20 protein-coding genes are annotated in these 21,794 nt (G+C 46.0%); 18 read left to right on the top strand and 2 right to left on the bottom strand.

What is annotated here, in order from left to right:
• Nucleotides 1-43 precede the first annotated feature (43 nt).
• Complete coding sequence (locus ACJB0T_RS12720) at nt 44-391, bottom strand: hypothetical protein (protein ID WP_479289641.1); 348 nt, start codon at nt 389-391, stop codon at nt 44-46.
• Between the two features lie 164 nt (nt 392-555).
• On the opposite strand from ACJB0T_RS12720, the gene ACJB0T_RS12715 reads away from it, so the two are divergent.
• The 4 genes from ACJB0T_RS12715 (at nt 556) to ACJB0T_RS12700 (ending at nt 5,941) form a co-directional block, all read left to right on the top strand.
• The gene (locus ACJB0T_RS12715) at nt 556-2,517 is read left to right on the top strand and encodes an EAL domain-containing protein (RefSeq protein ID WP_479289643.1); all 1,962 of its coding nucleotides are present in this window, start codon (nt 556-558) and stop codon (nt 2,515-2,517) included.
• A gap of 33 nt (nt 2,518-2,550) precedes the next feature.
• Complete coding sequence (locus ACJB0T_RS12710) at nt 2,551-3,516, top strand: hypothetical protein (RefSeq protein WP_479289645.1); 966 nt, start codon at nt 2,551-2,553, stop codon at nt 3,514-3,516.
• A gap of 171 nt (nt 3,517-3,687) precedes the next feature.
• Complete coding sequence (locus tag ACJB0T_RS12705; RefSeq protein ID WP_479289647.1) at nt 3,688-4,227, top strand: heme NO-binding domain-containing protein; 540 nt, start codon at nt 3,688-3,690, stop codon at nt 4,225-4,227.
• A gap of 7 nt (nt 4,228-4,234) precedes the next feature.
• Nucleotides 4,235-5,941, top strand: a complete 1,707-nt coding sequence (locus ACJB0T_RS12700; RefSeq protein ID WP_479289649.1) for an ATP-binding protein — start codon at nt 4,235-4,237, stop codon at nt 5,939-5,941.
• A 19-nt stretch (nt 5,942-5,960) separates the two neighbouring features.
• Here the strand turns inward: ACJB0T_RS12700 and pabB are convergent, their stop codons facing one another.
• Nucleotides 5,961-7,331, bottom strand: a complete 1,371-nt coding sequence (gene pabB / locus ACJB0T_RS12695; RefSeq protein ID WP_479289651.1) for an aminodeoxychorismate synthase component 1 — start codon at nt 7,329-7,331, stop codon at nt 5,961-5,963.
• Nucleotides 7,332-7,572: 241 nt separating this feature from the next.
• On the opposite strand from pabB, the gene ACJB0T_RS12690 reads away from it, so the two are divergent.
• The 14 genes from ACJB0T_RS12690 (at nt 7,573) to mnhG (ending at nt 21,743) form a co-directional block, all read left to right on the top strand.
• Nucleotides 7,573-9,093 (top strand): fumarate hydratase, encoded by a 1,521-nt coding sequence (locus tag ACJB0T_RS12690; protein WP_479289654.1) that lies wholly within the window; start codon nt 7,573-7,575, stop codon nt 9,091-9,093.
• A gap of 155 nt (nt 9,094-9,248) precedes the next feature.
• Entirely contained in the window at nt 9,249-9,434 is a 186-nt protein-coding gene (locus tag ACJB0T_RS12685) for a hypothetical protein (protein ID WP_479289656.1), read from the top strand.
• 132 nt (nt 9,435-9,566) lie between these two features.
• Nucleotides 9,567-10,940, top strand: coding sequence for a YcjX family GTP-binding protein (locus ACJB0T_RS12680; RefSeq protein ID WP_479289658.1), 1,374 nt, complete (start codon nt 9,567-9,569; stop codon nt 10,938-10,940).
• Nucleotides 10,937-11,956, top strand: a complete 1,020-nt coding sequence (locus tag ACJB0T_RS12675; protein WP_479289660.1) for a YcjF family protein — start codon at nt 10,937-10,939, stop codon at nt 11,954-11,956. Before ACJB0T_RS12680 ends, ACJB0T_RS12675 begins: the two co-directional genes overlap by 4 nt.
• A gap of 129 nt (nt 11,957-12,085) precedes the next feature.
• Nucleotides 12,086-13,504: an SLC13 family permease gene (locus tag ACJB0T_RS12670; protein WP_479289662.1), complete on the top strand. Its 1,419-nt coding sequence runs from the start codon at nt 12,086-12,088 to the stop codon at nt 13,502-13,504.
• A 6-nt stretch (nt 13,505-13,510) separates the two neighbouring features.
• Entirely contained in the window at nt 13,511-14,836 is a 1,326-nt protein-coding gene (locus tag ACJB0T_RS12665) for an ATP-binding protein (RefSeq protein WP_479289664.1), read from the top strand.
• Nucleotides 14,823-15,296, top strand: a complete 474-nt coding sequence (locus tag ACJB0T_RS12660) for a response regulator (RefSeq protein ID WP_479289666.1) — start codon at nt 14,823-14,825, stop codon at nt 15,294-15,296. The genes ACJB0T_RS12665 and ACJB0T_RS12660 overlap by 14 nt, the downstream gene beginning before the upstream one ends.
• 48 nt (nt 15,297-15,344) lie before the next feature.
• Entirely contained in the window at nt 15,345-15,695 is a 351-nt protein-coding gene (locus tag ACJB0T_RS12655) for a rhodanese-like domain-containing protein (RefSeq protein ID WP_479289668.1), read from the top strand.
• A 450-nt stretch (nt 15,696-16,145) separates the two neighbouring features.
• Complete coding sequence (mbhE, locus tag ACJB0T_RS12650; RefSeq protein ID WP_479292225.1) at nt 16,146-18,803, top strand: hydrogen gas-evolving membrane-bound hydrogenase subunit E; 2,658 nt, start codon at nt 16,146-16,148, stop codon at nt 18,801-18,803.
• On the top strand, nt 18,803-19,156 hold the full coding sequence (locus ACJB0T_RS12645) for a Na+/H+ antiporter subunit C (RefSeq protein ID WP_479289670.1): 354 nt from the start codon (nt 18,803-18,805) through the stop codon (nt 19,154-19,156). Before mbhE ends, ACJB0T_RS12645 begins: the two co-directional genes overlap by 1 nt.
• Complete coding sequence (locus ACJB0T_RS12640) at nt 19,156-20,661, top strand: proton-conducting transporter transmembrane domain-containing protein (RefSeq protein ID WP_479289672.1); 1,506 nt, start codon at nt 19,156-19,158, stop codon at nt 20,659-20,661. The genes ACJB0T_RS12645 and ACJB0T_RS12640 overlap by 1 nt, the downstream gene beginning before the upstream one ends.
• Nucleotides 20,658-21,134, top strand: a complete 477-nt coding sequence (locus ACJB0T_RS12635; protein WP_479289674.1) for a Na+/H+ antiporter subunit E — start codon at nt 20,658-20,660, stop codon at nt 21,132-21,134. The genes ACJB0T_RS12640 and ACJB0T_RS12635 overlap by 4 nt, the downstream gene beginning before the upstream one ends.
• Nucleotides 21,127-21,450: a cation:proton antiporter gene (locus ACJB0T_RS12630; RefSeq protein WP_479289676.1), complete on the top strand. Its 324-nt coding sequence runs from the start codon at nt 21,127-21,129 to the stop codon at nt 21,448-21,450. The genes ACJB0T_RS12635 and ACJB0T_RS12630 overlap by 8 nt, the downstream gene beginning before the upstream one ends.
• Entirely contained in the window at nt 21,447-21,743 is a 297-nt protein-coding gene (gene mnhG / locus ACJB0T_RS12625) for a monovalent cation/H(+) antiporter subunit G (protein ID WP_479289678.1), read from the top strand. The genes ACJB0T_RS12630 and mnhG overlap by 4 nt, the downstream gene beginning before the upstream one ends.
• The last annotated feature ends 51 nt before the right edge of the window (nt 21,744-21,794 follow it).

Here is a 21,794-nt window from a genome sequence, read left to right as displayed (position 1 = left end):
TGCTAATGGCAGAGATAATTAAATCCCTAATAAAAATAGTATTTTATGGGTGACTCACTTTATACAGTAAATAGTGAACGTAGCGAAACTCTAGTGATTCTGATTGCCATTGTGACGTAATACGTTTCACTGCGCTTTGGTATGCCCGACATCGTATCAGCAGTGTGAGTGTTTTGGTTAAACGTTTAAACTCGTCTACTCGTTGCCAAAAGTTCATTTGCTCCAGTTGATCTTCGACAAATGGCATAAAGCCAGCTTGATACCAACAATCAAGAATCTCACGAATTTCAAATTCTTCTTCGGGTACATCACCGCGCTGTAGCACTCTGTCGACAGGTGGCGGGGTACGATACACATCGTCATATAGGTCATCGACATACACGTAATCCATCGGGCCCCTCCGTTACACAGCAACATGACAATAACCTAGAACGCATTGCACTGTATTCAAGTAAATATCAACTTGAATTTGAGTTTGTTTCTTCTAACTTGTTTTGGTGCGAGAGGGAAACTTATAAGCACCTCAGTTGGCTAATAATTCAAAGAGAGATCGACATGCTAGTGAAGCAAGCTGAAGCGAAGAAGCTGTTCTGGTCTGAGCATCTTCATGACATTACTACTGAAGTGTCAAAAGGCGAGTTTTGGCAGAGGGTTATGAACTTTGATACCCGTCATTCTCATGTCAATCCGCCTTCGATTGACAGTATTAACCATATACTCACTTTGATTCGCGACGTCCAATTCGATGGTGCACCAGCTGCTGTACCTATACCACTTGAGACGACTGGCGGCGAATTGATTGTAGTGAAGTTTGAGATCTACTTAGTCATTGATAATTTGGTTAAAGGCAGTGTCGAAGTGTTATCACACACGCTGTCTAAGATTGCCTGCACTGAGCTTTTGGAGCACGTGCTGGATGATCCTGCCAGAGGAGTCATGATCACCGATGATAAACACCGAGTGCTGTTTACCAACGAGAAGTTGTGTCGAGATCATGGTACATCCTCACTTGCGTTATTGGGACGCAGTATTAGTGAGGGAGGGCTTTTCCATAGTGACAAGCGACATATTAAAGCCTTTCAGAAACGTATTGAACGTGAGGTGAAATGGCGCGGAGCGATGATTACTAATGCGAAAGCATCACGATCTATGTTGGAGATGGTTCATATAAAGCGAGTTGAGGTCGCTCAAGAGCGCTGTTTTTATATTTATAGCTTTTTAGGTGAACATCGGAACCCCGTAAAGAATAACGCGCCAGATGCAGCTAATATCCCTAACTTGGAGGAGATGGATGAAGTCGCGTTTAGAAACAGTGCCAGGCGGCTTTCATCTCAAGGAGGCAAGTTTATCGTAGTGAGTTTACACCCTCGCTTCTACAGCGAGTTAGAGGTGGAGTCACGTCAAAAAGTGTATGCCGCACTTCAGTCGTTTCATAATGCCGATAGCTTCGGTTATATTGGCAGGAATACATTTGTTGTCTTGCTTCGAATACGTGAAGACGACGTTGAAGACGTCACCACAATCAATATGTGTATTAAGCAGTTTTTCACGGGTTTGAGCAAGTATCTAGAGGACCATTTGAACAATGATATCTCTGATGGGCAAATTGGGGTTGCGTTGCATGGTTTTAACCAATGTGCGATGGACGAGGTGATTTCACAGTCGGTTCAAGCCATGTTTGTTCATGACACTCAAGCAAGTAGTGTGAATTTTTACGATGAAGTGCTGGTGCAAGCGAGTATTCGTCGTAGAAAGTTGGAAAATTTACTCATCGAAGCGGTTCAAAACAAACAAATAGATGTTCACTTTCAGCCGATTGTGGACACTAAAACTAACCAGGTTGTGAAGTTAGAAGCCTTGTGCCGCTTCCAAATCGAAGAAGTGGACTATTGTGTTCAGGAGATGATACACCTTGCTGAAGAGCTAAAGATGATCAATGCCATTGATATGATTGTTGCTGAGAAGGCCATCAAAGCATTTGTTCAGCTCGACGTTGCAGTGGAGCAAAAGCTAACGCTGTCGCTCAACTGCTCGATTGCTGATACGGAGTCTCAGCATCTTCAAGAGTTGTTTACCTATATAAATGAGTCACCAGTCGCGAATGATGATGTCACAATTGAGATTACAGAAACGTCCTATTTCGAGAAAAACATTAATAACTCTAACCTATTGGAGCACATTCGTGACTCAGGAGTAAAAATAGCGGTTGATGATTTTGGTACAGGCAACTCTTCGTTTTCCTACTTTAGCGATTTTCATTTTGATGAACTAAAAATTGATCGCAAATTTATTACTAATATCCATCAGATAAAACAGAAGTTTTTTGCAGTTAATATGCTAAGACAACTGTCCCATGACTTAAACATCAAGGTGGTTGCAGAGGGTGTCGAGAACTCTGAGGAATTAGAAACGCTCAAGCTAATAGGTGTGGATTTTATTCAAGGTTATTTCTTCTACAGACCAATGACTGCCGAGCAGATTCAAGAGCACCTTACCGGCAGTGGGTCTGTCGACTAACTTTATATTTGCTCCGAGTATTAGGTGATTATTATGGAACGCGGAGAAAAGCACGGAAGACTTATTCTACAACTCGCTTGTAACACTCTAGTGTTTACGCGAGAGTTTATACAAAGCTGTTCCAAAAATTTAGAGTCCATAGAGCCAGAGTATGTGATATGTGAAAATCCGAACGGGGTGTTTAAGGACTTTGGCAATGGTTTTTACGCGTATCGTAAACAGTCAAAAGATGAGCAAACGCTAGTATTGAAATGCACTGTGGGCAGTGTGACGTTTCAGGTTAATTGCCCTATTGGTGCAGATAAAGTGTTGAGTGTACCTGAACATCTAGACTTGCCGTGCTCAGATATGAGTGAATTAACTTTGCGCAGACAAGCCTCGTCTCTTTCAGGTTACACGGTACTCAGTGACGGAACCGTCATGATTCCCATAGAAAGCTTGTGCCGACACGCATTCGGAAAATCGTCTGATAAAGTGAAGGTCTCTTTTTTGGGCGTTGATGACATAGAAAGAGGCTACACCTTTAATGTCACACCACTCTATTTGTTAGTCTACCCCAATCAAACACTATTGGCTCCGAAATCAAAGTTGTGTCACTTGAGCCTTTTATTCAAGAATTTTGGTTCTGATGAGGTCACCAAGGTTATGAGCTGTTTGGATTTCTCTCGTTTCTCTAGCTTGTTTACCTCTAGGCTATCCTTGTCTCTCGATACCAAGTGTTTTGAGCAAAAAGCACTGACGCAGGTAACCCCTTCATTGTCGAGCCCTATTACTTTTGTAGAGTCTGTTTTCTGTTTGGACGGTCAACAGTTTCTAGTCCCGCAAGCGGATGGTTCGTTTGTGGATAAAGAGGAAAAAGGAGCATCAAACAATCCAAGGCGCTTTGTGTACTCGATTTGTGATGGTGTAGAGCATGTGGCAACAGGGATAGCGGTTGCAAACCTGCCAAGGTTGTTACAGGTGACAACCAAAAGGCGACAAACGAATGCTGAGTATTGAAGGTATTGCTTGAGTTGGTCGTGCGTACCCGTATAGCGATGCTGAAAAGATTTCGTCTGCTTATTAGTTGATATTTAACAATATATGGAAAACAAGCGAGAATTGTCCTAATACTTTAATAAGTCACAATAAACACCCACCTCGGGCGTTCCACTAACAGGGAGAAGATGAATGAAAGGAATAATTTTTACTGAATTCATGGAGTTGGTTGAAGAAAAGTTTGGCTTGGACGTACTGGATGAGGTGTTGGAGATGTCTGGTGATGAGGGCATTTATACTGCGGTTGGCAGTTATGATCATCGGGATTTAGTCAAATTGATCGTCAACTTAAGTAAGAAAACCAACATTGATCCAGAGACGCTTCAGCAAGTATTTGGACAAACTGTGTTCAAAACTTTACTCGCCGCTATCCCGAAAAATGCCAGTATTGGGACGAGTCGTTCTACGTTTCAGTTTATTCGTCACGTAGAGGACTATATTCATGTCGAAGTGAAAAAACTCTATTCAGACGCTGAACCTCCTAAATTTTACTTCATCAGTGAGTCAGAAACCGACATGGTGATGGACTATCAAAGTGCGCGTTGTATGTCCCATGTTTGCTTGGGGCTGATTGAAGGTTGCGCTGAGCATTTCGGTGAGAAACTCAATGTTGAGATGACGCCTCAGTCTGATGACAACAGCACTGTCAGATTCAGTCTCACGTTGGTGTGAGGACACTATGCCCAGCAGTTCGGCGATCGAGCGCAAACTTAAACGAGAAATAGCCGCGAGAAAAGCAGCGGAAGCCTTACTTGAGCAGAAGAGTTTAGAGCTTTTTTATGCTAATCAGCAGCTTGAGGTTGCGCTGAAGCAAACGGAAGCGCGCTCGGAAGCAAGTTTTAAGCGCTTGGAGTTTCAACAGAAAATAGAGCGTATTCTTATACACTTCGGTCGGATTTTCTTGCGTGCCAACCTAGACGATGTGCTCGTCGTTGATCTGGTTAATCAGCTCTCGGAAGTGACGGACGATGTAGTCTGTGCCATCGCTTTGCCAAGTGAGCTCCTCCCAGCAGTGACCCAATCTCATTACCAAACGCCTAAATACACCCAGCTTATTGCCACAGAGAGGTGTACGACATCTTGTATTTCTATTGAGCTTGAGCAGAAAGTGATTGGTAGGCTTGAGTTGGGCGTTCTTGAAACGACGTTTGATATGGATTTTGTTAACAGTCAGATGTCACTGGTGTGTGAGTTACTGGCCAGTTCGATTAACCGTCAAGTTATCAACCAGCGCTTAGTTGAGTCAAAGGATCGTGCAGAGGCGTCGGAGCGTTCGACTAGAGAGTTCTTGGCGATGATAAACCACGAACTTCGTACTCCTTTAAATGGTTTACTGGGCAGTGTAGAACTCTTAGCGGATACGGGATTATCAGATGCACAGAAAGACCTTCATCATAATCTCAGCCAATCCGGTCAACTACTGCGATCCATCATCAACGACTTGCTTGATTTCAGCAAGATTGACGCCGGTATGCTTGAGCTTATCGAATCGAAGTTCACTTGGAGTACGTTAGAGTCGACGTTAAAAAGTATTTTTGAACATAAAGCGCAAGAGAAACAGATTGGATTTAAAATAGAAACGCAGAATTTGGATAGTCAGCAGATTAAGGGTGATTTAGAGCGAATTACTCAGATATTTGTGAATTTGATTGGTAATGCGATTAAGTTTACCGACAAAGGCGACATTAGTGTCCGTGTGGAAAATAGCGCCAGTGGCCTTCAGGTCTCCGTGACAGATACTGGTATCGGTATTAGTGAATCGGCTCAAAAGAAGTTGTTTCAGCCCTTTACTCAGGCCGATCGCTCCAGCTCCCGCAATTACGAAGGAACCGGGTTAGGGCTAGCTATTTGTCGCCGTTTGGTGGAGCTGATGGGGGGGGATATTTCGCTGGAAAGTGAACTTGGTGTTGGAACTACTTTCCATGTATTTCTGCCTCTAAAGACGGAGTTGATTGAAACAAAAACGGAAGCGTTACAAGCCGATAATACTCAAGCATTAGACTTTTCAGCGTTGAAGATTCTGGTGGTCGACGACATAAAGATGAATCAAGTGATTATCACCAAAATGTTGAGTAAATTGGGCATCTCGCCTGACTTAGCAGTGAACGGACTCGAAGCGGTTGAGCATGCTAGCCAGCAGCAATATGACATTATCTTTATGGATTGCCGGATGCCTGTTATGGATGGATTTGAAGCGACCAAACGACTGCGCAGCGCCAAATATCGTAAACCAATAGTAGCGCTGACTGCTGGTACCACAACGGAAGAACGTCAAAATTGTTACGATGTAGGGATGGATGACATATTATCCAAACCCTACACCGCAAAAGATCTTACTCAAACACTGGCCAAGTGGGGGCCAAATTGGGGACTTGAGGCGATTTAGTGTTAGACCCTATCGAGTATCATAAGCTGTCTAGTATCGGTAGTATTTTGCCTAGTTTGTGGTATGTCTCTTGATATTCATCCTCACAGTTACTGTCTGCCACTATGCCGCCGCCCGCCCAAGCATAAATCTCACCTTGAGTCGCAATTAGTGTACGAATAGTTATGCTAGTATCCATCACACCATGAGCGCTGATATAACCAATGCTGCCGCAGTAGACACTGCGTCTGTTAGGCTCAAGCTCTTCAATGATCTCCATTGCTCGAACCTTTGGCGCACCGGTGATTGAGCCTCCTGGGAAGCATGCTCGCAATAGATCTGTAGCTTGATATTGATTATCTAGCTCTCCTGTCACTGTGCTCACTAAGTGATGAACAGCAGGGAAGCTTTCAATATCAAATAATTTTGGCACCTTCACCGAACCCGGTTTGGCAACGCGGCCTATATCATTCCTCAGCAAATCAACGATCATCAAATTTTCGGCCTGATCTTTTGGCGCGTTAGCCAGATCGAGTGCGCTATCTTTGTCTTCAGCGGGGTCAACAAAACGTGGTCGGGTGCCTTTAATAGGTTTAGTCTCAATGACGCGGTTATGAAGCTGCAAGAAGCGCTCTGGTGAGATGCTTATAATTGCACTGTCTTCCAAGCGGATAAACGCACTGAATGGCGCTTGATTGTGTTCATCTAAGACTTCAAAGGCATGCCATTCACTGCCCGAATACTGAGCACAGTGTCGTTGGGCTAGGTTTATCTGGTAGCTATCACCGGCAGAAAGATACTCTTTCACAGAGTTAAAGCGTTGCTGATAATCCGTTTGGCTCATGTTGGATTGCCATGGGGTGGTGAGCTTAAACGGGAAGATAGCCTTGGCTTGCTGATTTTGTAACCAACTAAGCTTTTTATTTGGCTCAATACCGATAATGACGGCTTTTTTCTGCTGGTGGTCGACCATTAGAGCCCAGTCGTAGATACCAATCGCCATATCTGGGGCAGCTATATCATGGCTTGCGGTCTCGGGGATGCGTTCCACTCGTCGGCCTAGGTCGTAGGCAAAATACCCCAGTGCGCCACCTAAAAACGGCCATTCAGTTTCTGACTCGGTATGTCCAATCTTTTCAGCGATAAGATTGTTGATAAGCGTGAATGGGTCATCACTTCTCACGTATCCCGCTCCATCACATTGGATTTTTGATTGCTTACCATAGGTTTGCACTGTTGCAACTGGCTCAGCGACCAAAATATCAAAACGATTGTTTTCATGTTCTAGGGTCGAGGACTTCAGCAGCATAGCCCAAGGGATCTGCTCGATAGTGGCAAAGTATTGTTTGGCTAAATTTGGCTGATAAGGCAGGTCAACGAATTGAATAGATTGGCTTTCTTTTTTGTTCATTTGCTTAAACTGTGACAGAAACGTTGTCGCACTCATGGCGCATAGTGGAAAGCAAGAGTATCATATTTTCACAACAAAAAGTCGGACATTTAGCCCTGATAACACTAAGGTTAAAGTGAGTAATACTCTGCGCTCTGCTCGAAGTAGTTACTCGCTTGCTCATGGTTATTGAAAGACCAATGGGGTTTGATTGGCCAAACAGTTCGGCCTCCTGGAAGCTAAAATTATAATGAGGTATTCAATGGCGGTTATTCGTAAAGAAGATGTAATCAGCTCTGTTGCTGATGCATTGCAATACATCTCGTATTACCATCCCCTCGATTTTGTTCAAGCCCTAGACAAAGCTTATCAAAAGGAAGAGAGCCAAGCGGCAAAAGACGCGATTGCTCAAATCTTAATTAACTCTCGCATGTCGGCAGAAGGCCATAGACCTATTTGTCAAGATACCGGTATCGTAACTTGTTTTGTGAACATTGGTATGAATGTTCAATGGGACAGCGACCTTACGGTACAAGAGATGATTGATGAAGGTGTTCGTCAAGGTTATACCAATCCAGATAACCCACTTCGTGCATCGGTTCTTAAAGACCCAGCAGGCAAGCGCATCAACACGAAAGACAATACGCCAGCTGTCGTGCACATCAATATGGTGCCGGGTGACAAAGTCGAAATCCAAATTGCGGCTAAAGGCGGCGGCTCTGAAAACAAAACCAAGATGGTCATGCTTAACCCATCCGATGATATTGCTGAATGGGTAGAGAAAACATTGCCAACAATGGGGGCGGGTTGGTGTCCACCTGGCATGCTTGGCATCGGTATTGGCGGTACTGCAGAGAAAGCGGCGGTACTGGCAAAAGAATCGCTCATGGAGCATATCGATATTCAAGAGCTTATCGACCGCGGTCCACAAAATGCGGAAGAAGAGCTTCGCCTCGATATCTTCAATCGAGTGAATAAACTCGGTATTGGTGCACAAGGTCTTGGTGGCCTGACGACGGTTGTTGATGTGAAAATCAAGACTGCGCCAACACACGCGGCATCAAAGCCAGTGTGTATGATTCCAAACTGCGCTGCAACGCGCCATGTCCACTTTACGCTCGATGGCTCAGGTCCTGCTGAGCTGACGCCACCAAAACTTGAAGAATGGCCAGAGATCACGTGGGAAGCAGGCGCGAACACACGTCGTGTGAACCTTGATGAAATCACTAAGGAAGACGTTCAAGAGTGGAAGACAGGTGAAACAGTACTGCTTACCGGTAAAATTCTGACAGGTCGTGATGCGGCGCACAAACGCATTCAAGGCATGTTAGAGAGCGGTGAAGGTCTGCCTGAAGGCGTGGACTTTAAAGGCAAGTTTATCTACTACGTAGGTCCGGTTGATGCCGTTGGTGATGAGGCTGTGGGCCCTGCAGGTCCAACAACATCAACGCGTATGGATAAGTTCACTGATATGATGCTATCTGAAACGGGTTTAACCGGCATGATTGGTAAAGCTGAGCGCGGCCCTGCGGCGATTGAATCTATCAAAGAGCACAAAGCGGTTTACCTAATGGCAGTAGGCGGCGCGGCTTATCTTGTTGCGAAAGCAATCAAGAAAGCAAAAGTCGTTGCGTTTGAAGATTTGGGTATGGAAGCGATTTACGAGTTTGAAGTCGAAGACATGCCAGTGACTGTTGCGGTGGATTCAAGTGGTGCGAATGCTCACCAAATTGGTCCAGATACGTGGAAAGTGAAAATCGCGGAAGCGGAAAACGCATCCTAGTTTGAGTTCAAAAAAGTGAGTGTGTGAAGACATCCTCACTTTTTTTTATCTCTATTTTTTTATAATTAGTTCAGACATATACCCAAGTAGCTTTTTGGCATATTGAGGCAATTAGGGTATATACTCAAAGAAAAAGAACCAAGGAGAGTGCAAACATGCCTCGATTTATACAAATATTACAAATCGCAGTACTACTAATAGTGGGCTTCTTTGTTGGCTATGACTTGATTTTACACGGCATCAGCATCTTCAATGAAAAGTACGTCACTATGGCGTGTGTGCTGACCGTACTGCTTGAGGTTGCCTTGTTTGTTATCTACAAACTCATTGAGGATGATTAGTGCCAACTGGCCTACCTAAATATCTCTAGACACGCTCTAAACCCCTGAACCGTATCAGGGGTTTTTTGTTCATATTTGGTTAATCTCGTATAGTGCACACTGTTCCTCGTCATTTGTATTGGAGTAAGTTGAATGAACCGCATTGGTCAAGAAGTCTCAGATTTGTTGCATCGAAGCCTAGATTCTCATGTTCGAATTGCCGTTACCGGTTTGTCTAGAGCGGGTAAGACAGCCTTTATCACCTCATTGGTAAACCAGCTACTTCATACTTCTACTCACGATAACTTGCCACTATTAGAGTGTGCTCGAGATGGCCGACTCATTGGTGCGAAACGCGTTCCTCAGTCTAATTTAATGGTGCCGCGCTTTGCCTACGATGATGCCATGGCACAGCTTCATACTGAGCCACCTGAATGGCCGCAGCCAACTCGCGATGTGAGTGAAATTCGCTTGGCGCTGAAATATAAGCCAGCGAAAGGAGCTAAACGTTTATTGAGTAAAACGTCCACTCTATTTATTGATGTTATTGACTATCCAGGAGAGTGGCTGTTGGATTTGCCTTTACTCGATCTTTCCTTTGAAGAATGGAGTGAGCTGCAGTTTGCAAACTTGTCTGGCATTCGTAGCGAGTGTGCCCAAAGTTGGCTTACGGCATTGGATGCGTTTGATGGAAAAGCAGAAGCCAACGAGAAAGTGATTGCTGAGATCTCTCAGACCTTCACCGACTATCTGTTTGCTTGTAAAGAACGTGGGCTTCATTGGGTACAACCCGGTCGCTTTGTGTTACCCGGAGAGCTCGCGGGCGCTCCTGTGCTCCAGTTCTTCCCATGCAAGCCATTGGCAGATAAAGCAGACAAAAACAGCGGTTATGCCATGCTGAAACGCCGCTACGAAGAGTATCAAACCAAGGTCGTTAAGCAGTTTTACAAAGAGCACTTTGCTACCTTTGACCGCCAAATCGTGCTGGTGGATTGTCTTCAGCCATTGATGGCAGGTGACGAAGCCTTCAACGATATGAAGCAAGCCCTTCAGCAGATCATGAAGAGTTTCCGCTATGGGCAATCAAACCTGTTAAGGCGCTTGTTTGCATCGCGCATTGACAAAATTTTGTTTGCTGCGACAAAGGCAGACCATGTAACCCCGAATCAGCACAGTAATTTGGTGAGTTTATTGCAGCAAATGGTTCATCCCGCGTGGCAGGAAACAGCGTTTGAAAATATTGAGATGAACTGCATGAGCGTCGCATCGATTCAAGCAACGGAAGCCGGCTTTGTGGGTAATGGTAGCGACAGTTCTCCAGCATTGCGTGGTACGACATTGGATAATCAGACATTAACCCTCTATCCGGGTGACGTACCAGCAAGGCTGCCGAAGCCTGATTTTTGGCAGAAGAGTGGGTTTGAGTTTACCTCGTTTAGGCCTCTAGTAAGTGCACAAGACGCACCTTGTGGTCATATTCGCCTCGATAAAGCGATGCAGTATTTGATTGGAGACAAACTTCGATGAGTGATATGAAAAACAGAAAAGTCTTTGACGAAGATTTGTCTAATGCAGTGCCAACATTAGACATGAACAGACAAAAATTGTTTGAGCCCGAGCAAACCTTTGTTCCTGTTGAGCAAGCGGCTGTTGAAGACGAGAATGAGGCAAAACTGGAGAAAACCATCCGCGGTAGCAGCAAGAAAGGCTGGATAGCCACGACATTTCTAACAGCGTTTGCCGGTTTGGTAGGCTGGCAGGCGATCGATAATGTGGTGACTGCTGCGACGACAGGCGACTATCTATCACTTGGTTGGTCTGCTTTAGTAACTGGCGTTGCTGTCATGGGTATCGGTGCATTTGGTAAAGAGCTATTCAAACTTCGAAAATTAAAGAATCACTTCTCAGTACAGGAAGAGGCGCAAGCGTTATTAGATAATGACGCGGTAGGCAAAGGCGAAAAATTCTGTCAAAAGCTTGCTCATGAGGCGTCTATACCAGCGGAGCATCCGGCTTTTGATCGTTGGCAAAATAGCGTGCACAGTGCCCACAGCGATGCGGAAGTGCTCGATATGTATCAATCTATGGTGCTGACAGAGCAGGACAAGAAGGCGATGGCATCAGTATCTAAATTGTCAGGTGAAGCAGCAATTTTGGTGGCATTAAGCCCACTTGCCATTGCTGACATGCTCTTAATCGCATGGCGTAACTTCCGCATGATTGACAGCATCTCCGAGATTTATGGTGTTGAGTTGGGTTACTGGTCGAGATTGAAGCTGTTTAAATTGGTGCTAGTGAATATTGCGATTGCAGGTGCCAGTGAGCTTGCGATTGAATCAAGTGCGGACATATTGTCGATGAATCTGGCAGAAAAGCTGTCAGCTCGTGCAGGGCAGGGTTTAGGCGTTGGTTTGGTGACGGCTCGGTTAGGATTGAAGACCATCAGTTTGATGCGTCCGATTCCATTTAAACAGGAGCAGACACCGCGACTTGGCTCAATTAGAAAGTCCGTGGTCGAAAGCCTTAAAAACAAACTTAGCTAAATTGATACTCAAATCACATTCCAAGAAACTTGATGATATTTATGAGGAAACTTTGATCCTACGCTAGTCCAAACTGGCATAGTGGCGTGATACTGCTCACAGTAATCTATTCTCAGGACGAGCAGTATCATGCAAAAATATCTGAAGTATATCATTCCGATATCGATCCCATTGATCGTACTACTTCTACCATTATCCGCATTCCCTTTCGAAGGATTGACCATAGTTCAGCAGCGCGTTATCGCTATTTTTTTGTTGGCCGCGCTTTGCTGGGTATTTGAGCCGATTCCTATCTACGCCACCTCCGTTGTCATTATTGTTCTCGAGCTATTGCTGGTGTCCAATAAGGGCGTTTACTTATTTAGGGCGGGAGAGGGGCAGTCACACTTCGGTGAGCTTCTTAATTACAACGAGATCATGGCCACCTTTGCGAGCCCTATCATTATGCTATTTTTGGGGGGCTTCTTCCTTGCTATGGCGGCAACCAAGTATCGCCTCGACGTCAATTTAGCTCGCGTATTGCTCAAACCTTTTGGCAGTGACCCGAAGTTTGTTATGTTGGGTTTGATGTTAATCACCGGTATCTTTTCGATGTTCATGTCGAACACGGCAACGACCGCGATGATGCTTTCGATTCTTACACCTGTGATAGCCGTGTTTGGCCCTAAAGATCCGGGTCGTATCGCGTTTGCGCTGTGTATTCCCGTTGCAGCCAATATTGGTGGTATCGGTACGCCAATCGGTACGCCGCCGAACGCGATTGCACTCAAATACTTGGTGGGTGACAACTACATCAGTTTCGGTGAGTGGATGGCATTTGGTGTGCCGTTCGTGGTTGTTATGATGGCGCTGGCTTGGATGTTGATTAACTTCCTATACAGCGCCGATCAAAAGAAAATCGAACTGTCGATTAAAGGTAAGTTCCTTAAAACGCCGAAAGCCATCATGGTGTACATCACGTTTGCCTTGACCATTATTCTTTGGCTAATGGGCTCGACACACGGCATGAACTCATACACAGTTGCACTTATTCCTGTCGCCATTTTCTCGCTCACAGGTATCATCAATAAAGAAGATCTGAAAAAGATTTCTTGGGATGTGCTGTGGTTGGTATCAGGCGGTATCGCTCTGGGTCTTGCACTTGATAAAACAGGGCTTGCACGTCTTGTGGTTCACAGTATTCCGTTTGATGAATTCTCTCCTTATGTCGTGCTATTTGGTGCTGCATTCCTGTGTTTGGTGATGGCGAATTTTATGTCCCATACCGCGACGGCAAACTTGTTGATGCCTATTATGGCAGCATTAGGCACCTCAATGACGTCTCTTACGCCATTGGGAGGAGAGCTAACACTTATTCTCGTGGTTACCTTTGCAGCGTCACTGGGTATGTCTCTACCAATCAGTACGCCGCCAAACGCTCTTGCTCATGCAACAGGCCATGTTCAGAGCAGTCAGATGGCGCGTGTTGGCGTGATCTTAGGTGTGGTGGGCGTATTGCTGAGCTTTGTCTTAGTGTGGCTGCTGCACGCGGTTGGACATATAGGGTAAGCGCGAATGGAATTATTGGTACGCCACTATTTTTCAGAGTCAAAGCGTCAGGTGACGTTCGATGCTGAGGAAGTGGTACTGCGCCAAGAAGCGCACAATGACCGTCTTTATTACGTTCTCGAAGGAGAGCTAGAGGGCTACTTTGAAAGTGATCAAGATGGCAAGCTCACGAAACTCTTTAATGCCTCTAATGGGGCATTTATTGGAGTGCATAGTTTCTTTTCTGGCACCTGGGTTGCTTCATCAACGGTAATTGCCAAAACAAAAGTGACGCTGGCTTGGATAGATAAACATACAGAGCCAGTCGATCCGCAACAATACGGTCCATTGAGTGCCCAGTTTATGCCGGTAATGGTCAATGAATTATCAAGACGTCAAAGACGCGCTAAGCAAGAAGCTCTAGCCAAGGAGAAAGCCCTTCAACGCCTGCATACTGCGGAGCAAATGACCACTCTGGGCCAATTGGCGGCTGGAATTGCGCATGAGCTGAATAATGCCATAGGTGTGGTGAACAGCAAAACCGAGCGAATGCAGCAGGACTTGTTGCAACTTCTCGAAGAGCTGCACCCAGAAGTCAGTGGTTATTTCGATGTCGGTTTGATGCATGGTCAGGCGGTTTCTTCCAGTGAGGTGCGCCGAATTGCTAAGCGCTACCAAAGTGATTATCGCTTAGAAAGAGATACGGCGAAGCAACTGGCGAGAGCGCTAGGCAATAACCCAATCCCTGAGTCGTGGTTGCATGACCCTCAAAAAGCGCTCAAATACTGGGGTATGGGGCGAGATCTACATGATCTCAAAATTGCCGCGAGACATACGGTAGGAATCGTAAAGTCTGTGAAGCAATTAGGCCGTACTGATGGTGAACCAAACGAACTGCTTGATATTAACGACACCATCAATAAAGCACTGGCACTGTTGCAAAGTGATTTGCGAAGAGTGTCGGTTCGCGTTCAGCCAGCGGTTCTACCGCTAATAAAAGGGGCTTCGACGGAGTATGTGCAGATTTGGAGCAACATTTTAAAAAATGCGTGTGATGCACTTTCGCAAACCGATGCGCCAAATATCAATATTCAAACCAAGTTTGTGAACCAACGTATTCTGGTGACCATTGCCAATAATGGGCCGGAAATCGATGAGTCCACACGCCGAAAAATCTTTCAGCCTAACTTCACGACCAAAAAAGGCGGACTGTCTTTTGGTCTGGGGTTAGGGCTATCAATTGTAAAAAGAATCGTTAGCGAGATAGGTGGCACAATTGCCGTTAAAAGCGATGAAACGCGCACTATCTTTCGCGTCAAGTTACCAGTAGGAGAAGCATATGGAGAAGCTTAACGTCATTTGTGTTGATGACCAGAGAGAAGTACTCAGCGCCGTCATTCAAGATCTTGAGCCGCTATCAAGCTGGCTTAACATTGAAGACTGTGAATCGGGCGAAGAAGTACTGGATCTAATTGAAGACCTTGATGCGGAAGGTGAAAGTATCGCGGTGATTGTTTCGGATCATGTGATGCCGGGAATGACAGGGGTAGAACTGTTGACCGAACTATCACGAGACAGTCGATTTAAAGAAACAAAAAAGGTGCTCCTTACTGGGCAAGCGACACACTCAGATACCATTACTGCGATTAACACGGCGGGTGTCAGCCACTATTTTGAGAAGCCTTGGAAGGCTGAAGAGCTTGTGAGTTGTGTTCGTTCATTGGTAACGGCTTATATTTTTGATCGTGGCTTTGACTATCAGCCGTATCATGAACATCTAGACCAAAACATTGTGCTAGAGAGGCTACGCTAGACTTGTTCTAGACAACGGCTACTCAGTGTGATGCTCAAGGAGGGAAGAATGAAGGTTATGTTTCGCTATATTGTACTTAGTTTGTTGTTTGTTTTAGGGTCAGCTCATGCCAGTGACCGAGCAAAACAGGGCTGGCAAATGATTGAGCAAGGTGCAATGGTCATCGACGTTCGTACGCCAGAAGAGTTTAATGCTGGGCATTTAGAGCAAGCCGTTAACTATCCACTTTCTGAGTTGGACAAGTACATCACTGCACTCGATAAGTCTCAACCTATAGTGCTTTACTGCCGCAGTGGCAATCGCTCTGGGCAAGCATTGGCTTATATGGAGTCTAAAGGCTTCACAGCACTTCACAATGCCGGTGGGCTAAACGAGATGAACATAGAATCCCCACAGTAAGTTATCGCTTGGAATTCTTCGCCCGAAATGTGGTCAATCATTTCGGGCGTTTTACTTTTTAACACGCTACACCTAGCCATTTATCCTTCCCTTTAGGGGATGTTCACGTTCTTACTTCTAGTTCTTCCTGTTGTGACAGTTCGTTACAAATGCTCATGAATTTCGTTGAAATCGCAACATTTCGCCGCAAATAGTCGAACTTTTACATCTAAAGAAACGCTTCTTTTAGCTCTTGAATCAATTCTTACAGTTCCTATCTAGAGCCTTGGAACGATTCGAGGATAGAATTGCTTTCGAATTTTATATTGCATATGTGGTTTTTGGTTCGGTATTTCCGATGTTTTTGTCAGGGAGCCCAAAAAGGGAGAAAGACAACCAACTCACGATGTGCATAGCGAGAGAGAAGTGAGTGTTAACTTGAGTATCGAGAGAGCCGTAATAAATAGCGGGATACAAAGCCAGATCAGCGGCAGGGGACGGAGTTCGTCTTCTCCACTGTTTGGCCTTTTTGCGTTGTTCCCGTTTCTGATCTTAACGGCGGTCGTGTCGTTGTATAACCCAGAGGGCATCAGTTGGAGTTTACCTTGGGTTCCAAGCCTAGGCTTAGCGCTAAGTTTCCGATTGGATGGACTATCGTTTCTATTTGCCTGCTTGATCAGCGGGATCGGAGCTATGGTGCAGGTATATGCACTTGCCTATCTTAAAGAGCACAAACAGAGGTTCGTATTTCACTGCTACCTAACAGCGTTTATGGTAGCTATGCTTGGTGTAGTTCTCAGTGATAATGTGTTGCTGCTGTTTGTATTTTGGGAACTGACAACGGTTACCTCGTATCTGCTCATCGGCTTTAACCACGAAGCGATTAAGTCTCGAAAGAATGCGCTGCAATCACTACTAGTTACGGGCGCTGGTGGTCTAGCACTACTTGCTGGTCTCATAATGCTAGGCACTATGGCGGGAAGCTATGAGTTGACCAGTATTTTGGCGAAAGCGACCGAGATTTCAAATCACGCCCTGTTTTTACCTTCTTTGGTTCTTATTCTGTTGGGCGCGCTGACCAAGTCGGCTCAGTTCCCATTTCATTTCTGGCTCCCTAACGCGATGGCTGCTCCAACGCCAGTAAGTGCTTATCTGCACTCTGCCACTATGGTCAAAGCGGGTATCTACCTGTTGGCCGTGGTATCGCCTATCTATTCTCATTCAGAGGTTTGGTTCTATACCCTGACGATACTTGGCGGTTTTACTGCCTTGTGGTGTGCGCTGATGGCGCTAAAGCAAACAGATTTGAAACTCATGCTGGCATACAGCACGACAGTGATACTTGGAAAGTTGACCTTCTTGCTTGGTATTGGAAGTGACTTGGCGCTTAAGTCTGCGCTCATGCTGATTGTTGCCCATGCTCTGTATAAAGCAGGTCTGTTTATGGTGGTCGGCAACGTTGATAAAGCAGCGGGTACACGTGAAATCAGTCAGCTTCGTGGCCTACGTTCTGTGCTGAAAATCAGCTTTGTCGCCGCAGTTATTGCTGTGTTGTCGACTTCTGGTGTGCCGCCTTTGCCTGGCTTTTTGGGCAAGGAGTACATGTACAAAGCAGGATTAGAAGTCAGCAGTTGGGCTGTTGCTCTGATGGTGCTGGTGAATGCGCTTACTGTTACGCTGGTTATGGCGCTGTCAATCAAACCATTTACTACGCGTCATCAAGGTGAACCGACACAGGTTAAGCCGGTTGAACTTAACAAAGGGTTGTGGGTGCCACCATTTATGCTCGCCATCATTAGCATATTGGCGACAGTTATAGGCTTAGGGTGGCTTAATGAGCAAGTCATTATTCCTGGTGTGACCACGATAGCGCCGGTGTCGACGCCAGAGCCTGTGAAAATGTGGCATGGAATCAACACTCCGCTCATCTTGAGTGTTGTGACTTTGGCACTTGGTGTGCTTCTTTACAAAGTGTATCCGGCGCTGACAACATTGCTTGATCGTCAGCTATCAAAATTGCCGTGTGCAAATCGTATTTTCGATAATCTTCTGCACGCTCTGGTGAGCTTTGCGAAGTGGCAAACGAATGTGCTTCAGACAAAACGAATGAGTGTCTATGGACTGCTTTCATTTGGAACCTTGGCGGTGCTGCTCGTCACCCATACTCCAATGTCGTTTAGTCACTTTGCAGGTCGACTGGAGGGTATCAAGCTTTACGAAGTTGTTATCGCTGCTCTGCTCATCGCGTCGTCCTTCGTGGTGATTATTTCCAGAACAAAATTCTTAGCGGTCGCGGCTCTGGGCATGATTGGCTTTATGACGACTTTGGTGTTCATGATTTATAGCGCGCCCGATGTCGCTAAGACTCAACTATTGGTTGAAACCTTAATGGTGGTCTTCTTAGTACTGCTAATGCGTCATGTACCAAAGTTATCGACAGTGAAGCAGCATTCCAAAGGTCGCCGTGCACTGCACGCTTTGGTTGCAGGCTCTATCGGCGTTGCCGTCACTATGATGCTGATTTCTATTACCGCTGATCCTATCGATCTGTCGGTCTCTCAGTTCTTTAATGAGCAGAGTGTGCCGGGCGGTCACGGCCGCAACATCGTTAACGTTATTCTGGTCGATTTCCGCGCCTTCGATACCTTTGGTGAGGTGCTGGTCGTTGCGCTGGCTGGTCTGTGTGCTGTGAGTCTGCTTAAACCTAGTAGCGTGCCATCGACCAAGGTGAAGTCACTTATCTTGGGAACGGCGTCGCACATCGTTGCCGCCCTCATGTTGGTGTTCTCACTTTACCTACTCATGCGCGGTCACAACTCGCCGGGCGGTGGCTTCATCGGTGCGTTGATCGCTGTTATTGGTTTGTCATTGCTCATGTTTGCCGAGTCTCCACAGTATGTACGCGAAAGGCTGCATTACGCGCCGTTTAGTATCGCTATGCTCGGTGTCTTTATTAGTTTTGCCGCGGGTGCTGTGAGCTTAGTGTTTAATCTGCCATTCCTAACGGGTCTTTGGTGGAAAGATGTATTGCCTCTGGGTACGCCATTAATTTTCGATATTGGTATTTATCTAGGTGTCATTGGTGGGGTGATGGGAATGATCCTCCATGTAACGGAGGAGATGGACTGATGGAAATGTTGTGGAGTGTTGTTGTTGGTGTGTTTGTCGCATCTGGAATTTATTTGATGCTGGAAAGACACCTGCTCAGAGTTCTATTTGGTCTGACTTTGCTGAGTAGCGCAGTCAATCTTGCCATCTTTAATGCAGGTCGATTAACGCCAGGAAATCCGCCGCTCATTGATGCAGATTCTGTCCTGCCTCATATGGATGCCGCGAACCCGTTACCACAAGCGCTCATCCTAACGGCTATCGTGATTGGCTTTGGACTTTTAGTGTTTGCTTTGGTGCTGTTCTACCGCGCTTATGAAGAAACGCAGTCAGCGGATATTGATGAAATGAAATACTCAGAGGAGCAGGCGTAATGTCAATGTGGTTAACCTTGCCTGTCATCATGTCTGTCTTGACCGCTGTGTTGGTGTTCTTTGCCAGACATAACCATAAGCTTGCTGAAGCAGTGAGTGGCACGAGTGCGCTGTTTACCTTATTAGGCAGTGTGTTCTTGTTAAACGGCGTTTTAGACAATGGCCCCCAAGCAGTCGCATTCGGCCAGTGGGCAGCGCCGTTTGGTATCGTGTTCGTTGCCGACTTTTTAGCGGCGGCGATGGTGGTCATTACCGCAATTATTGGCGTAGTGAGTGTGTTTTATGCCATGGCGGATCTAAAACAGAAACCGTCTTATGGCGTATTTCATTCGCTGATTCATGTCCTCCTAACGGGCGTGTACGGCGCATTCTTGACCGGTGACATCTTCAACCTTTACGTATGGTTTGAAGTCATGCTGATCGCTTCATTCGGGCTTATGGTGCTGGATGCAAATCGTAAGCAAGTTGATGGCGCAGTGAAGTATGTCATGCTGAACTTTATCTCAACGCTGATGTTCTTACTGGCGATTGGTTTGTTATATGGCGCAACCGGTACGCTGAGTTTGGCCGATTTGCACAGTAAAGCCGCAGACATCGCACCGCAAACCAAGGTATTGCTTGCGGCGCTGTTTTTGTTCGGCTTTGCGGTTAAATCGGCGTTATTTCCATTGTTTGCATGGCTACCGGCGTCTTACCACACCTTACCAAGCGGAGTTGTTGCTTTGTTCGCAGCGCTACTGACCAAGGTGGGTATCTACGCGCTAATGCGAGTGTTTACCTTGGTATTCCCTTTGGCCGACAGCGGTTGGCAGCCTTTGATGATTTGGGTGGCTGCACTGACGATGCTGACCGGCGTGCTGGGCGCTGCGAGCCAATACAATGTAAAGAAAATCCTCTCTTTCCACATCATCAGCCAAATTGGCTACATGGTGATGGGACTAGCCCTGTATACACCGCTTGCTTTGGCGGGCGCTATTTTCTATATCGTGCACCACATTATCGTTAAAGCGAATCTATTTCTCATTGGCGGGCTGGTGGAGCGCAAGCATCAAACCAGTGAGCTCAGCGAGTTAGGTGGCATGTATAAAGCAGCACCTTGGCTTGCGTTCTTGTTCTTGGTTCCTGCGTTTTCACTGGCTGGTTTCCCACCGTTATCAGGATTTTGGGGTAAGTTTTTGGTCATCAAAGACAGCCTGCAACACGAGTACTACATGCTAGCGGGAGTCGCTTTGTTTGTTGGTTTGCTTACCATCTTCTCAATGACCAAGATTTGGAGCGAGGTGTTTTGGAAGGCCAAACCGTCTAAGCAAGAAGGTGATAGGCATGTAGAAAAAATGTGCAGCAAAACTAAAGCGCTTTATTACGCGCCAATCGTTGTGTTGACGTCAATGACATTGGTTATTGGTTTTGCAGCTGAGCCGTTCTTCCAGTTTGCCTTTACCGCAGCAGAGCAGCTTCTTGACCCTAGCGCTTATATCAATGCCGTTTTAGGAGGTGGCGTATGAACTATTTCTTCCTAAATGTCTTCTTGGGTGGTGCATGGATGCTACTCAATGGTGAGTATACGGGCTTGAGTTTTGTCACCGGTTTTGTGGTTGGCTACTTCGCCCTTAGGTTGAGTCAGCCTTTTGGGGTGAAGTCGAGCTATTTCAGAAGGTTCAGTGCTTCGATAAAGCTATTTCTCTATTTCTGCTACGAGATGTTGGTGTCCGCTGCTCACGTGGTGTGGGACGTTGTCACGCCAACCCATTTAAGTGATCCAGACATTATTTATGTGCCGTTGGATGTTACCTCAGATCTAGAGATCACCTTGCTGGCAAACATGGTGTCTCTGACTCCGGGCAGCTTGAGCTTGGACGTAACAGAAGACAAAAACCACTTAGTGGTTCATGCCATGTTCGCGCCGAATCACGATGATGTGATTCGCTCAATCAAGAATGGGATGGAAAAACGAATTTTGGAGGTGACGCGTGGATAGTTGGCTGTCATTTAGTATCAATTTTGCCTATGTAGGCATGCTGTTTAGTTTGGTGTTGGTGTTTATTCGATTGATTAAGGGGCCGACGCTCGCAGACCGAGTGGTTGCGCTCGACCTTATTGCCTTTATTACTGTTGGTTTTATTGCCGTGCACACGCTAGCGAGTGGCCAAAAGTCGCTACTTGACGTGGCCATTACGCTCGGTCTGGTGGCGTTTTTAGGCACTATCGCGTTTGCTGGCTTTATTGCAAAGCAAAACCAGCAGCAAAATGATGCTGAAAATAAGAACAATCTTGAGCATGGAGGTGAGTCATGATGTTTATAACTGGGCTTTTACTCTGTTTAGGCACTTTTTTTGTACTGGTAGCGAGCATTGGTGTACTGCGTATGCCTGATCTATACACCCGAATGCACGCCTCGACAAAGGCCAACACTATGGGGCTGACTGCATTGTTGGCGGCGGTGGCAGTTGGCATACCAGACGTGACGGTGGTATCGCGAGTGCTCGGCACCATGTTGTTCATCCTACTGACAGCACCCGTCGCTGCACACCTACTCAGTAAAAGCATGTACTGGAATGGCTACAAGATGTGGCGAAAGGATAAATAAGCTGCGACGTATTTGCTTATAGAAGATAGGCAGGTGCGAGTTATTGGTTTT

Source organism: Vibrio sp. CB1-5 (assembly GCF_059412285.1).
The sequence above is the reverse complement of the archived record's forward strand: the minus strand, read 5'-3'. Positions and strand labels throughout refer to the sequence as shown.

Coding starts and splice junctions, on each gene's coding strand:
- ACJB0T_RS12720 (WP_479289641.1), bottom strand. CDS start 391: ATGGATTACGTGTATGTCGATGACCTATATGACGATGTGTATCGTACC.
- ACJB0T_RS12715 (WP_479289643.1), top strand. CDS start 556: ATGCTAGTGAAGCAAGCTGAAGCGAAGAAGCTGTTCTGGTCTGAGCAT.
- ACJB0T_RS12710 (WP_479289645.1), top strand. CDS start 2,551: ATGGAACGCGGAGAAAAGCACGGAAGACTTATTCTACAACTCGCTTGT.
- ACJB0T_RS12705 (WP_479289647.1), top strand. CDS start 3,688: ATGAAAGGAATAATTTTTACTGAATTCATGGAGTTGGTTGAAGAAAAG.
- ACJB0T_RS12700 (WP_479289649.1), top strand. CDS start 4,235: ATGCCCAGCAGTTCGGCGATCGAGCGCAAACTTAAACGAGAAATAGCC.
- pabB (WP_479289651.1), bottom strand. CDS start 7,331: ATGAACAAAAAAGAAAGCCAATCTATTCAATTCGTTGACCTGCCTTAT.
- ACJB0T_RS12690 (WP_479289654.1), top strand. CDS start 7,573: ATGGCGGTTATTCGTAAAGAAGATGTAATCAGCTCTGTTGCTGATGCA.
- ACJB0T_RS12685 (WP_479289656.1), top strand. CDS start 9,249: ATGCCTCGATTTATACAAATATTACAAATCGCAGTACTACTAATAGTG.
- ACJB0T_RS12680 (WP_479289658.1), top strand. CDS start 9,567: ATGAACCGCATTGGTCAAGAAGTCTCAGATTTGTTGCATCGAAGCCTA.
- ACJB0T_RS12675 (WP_479289660.1), top strand. CDS start 10,937: ATGAGTGATATGAAAAACAGAAAAGTCTTTGACGAAGATTTGTCTAAT.
- ACJB0T_RS12670 (WP_479289662.1), top strand. CDS start 12,086: ATGCAAAAATATCTGAAGTATATCATTCCGATATCGATCCCATTGATC.
- ACJB0T_RS12665 (WP_479289664.1), top strand. CDS start 13,511: ATGGAATTATTGGTACGCCACTATTTTTCAGAGTCAAAGCGTCAGGTG.
- ACJB0T_RS12660 (WP_479289666.1), top strand. CDS start 14,823: ATGGAGAAGCTTAACGTCATTTGTGTTGATGACCAGAGAGAAGTACTC.
- ACJB0T_RS12655 (WP_479289668.1), top strand. CDS start 15,345: ATGAAGGTTATGTTTCGCTATATTGTACTTAGTTTGTTGTTTGTTTTA.
- ACJB0T_RS12645 (WP_479289670.1), top strand. CDS start 18,803: ATGGAAATGTTGTGGAGTGTTGTTGTTGGTGTGTTTGTCGCATCTGGA.
- ACJB0T_RS12640 (WP_479289672.1), top strand. CDS start 19,156: ATGTCAATGTGGTTAACCTTGCCTGTCATCATGTCTGTCTTGACCGCT.
- ACJB0T_RS12635 (WP_479289674.1), top strand. CDS start 20,658: ATGAACTATTTCTTCCTAAATGTCTTCTTGGGTGGTGCATGGATGCTA.
- mnhG (WP_479289678.1), top strand. CDS start 21,447: ATGATGTTTATAACTGGGCTTTTACTCTGTTTAGGCACTTTTTTTGTA.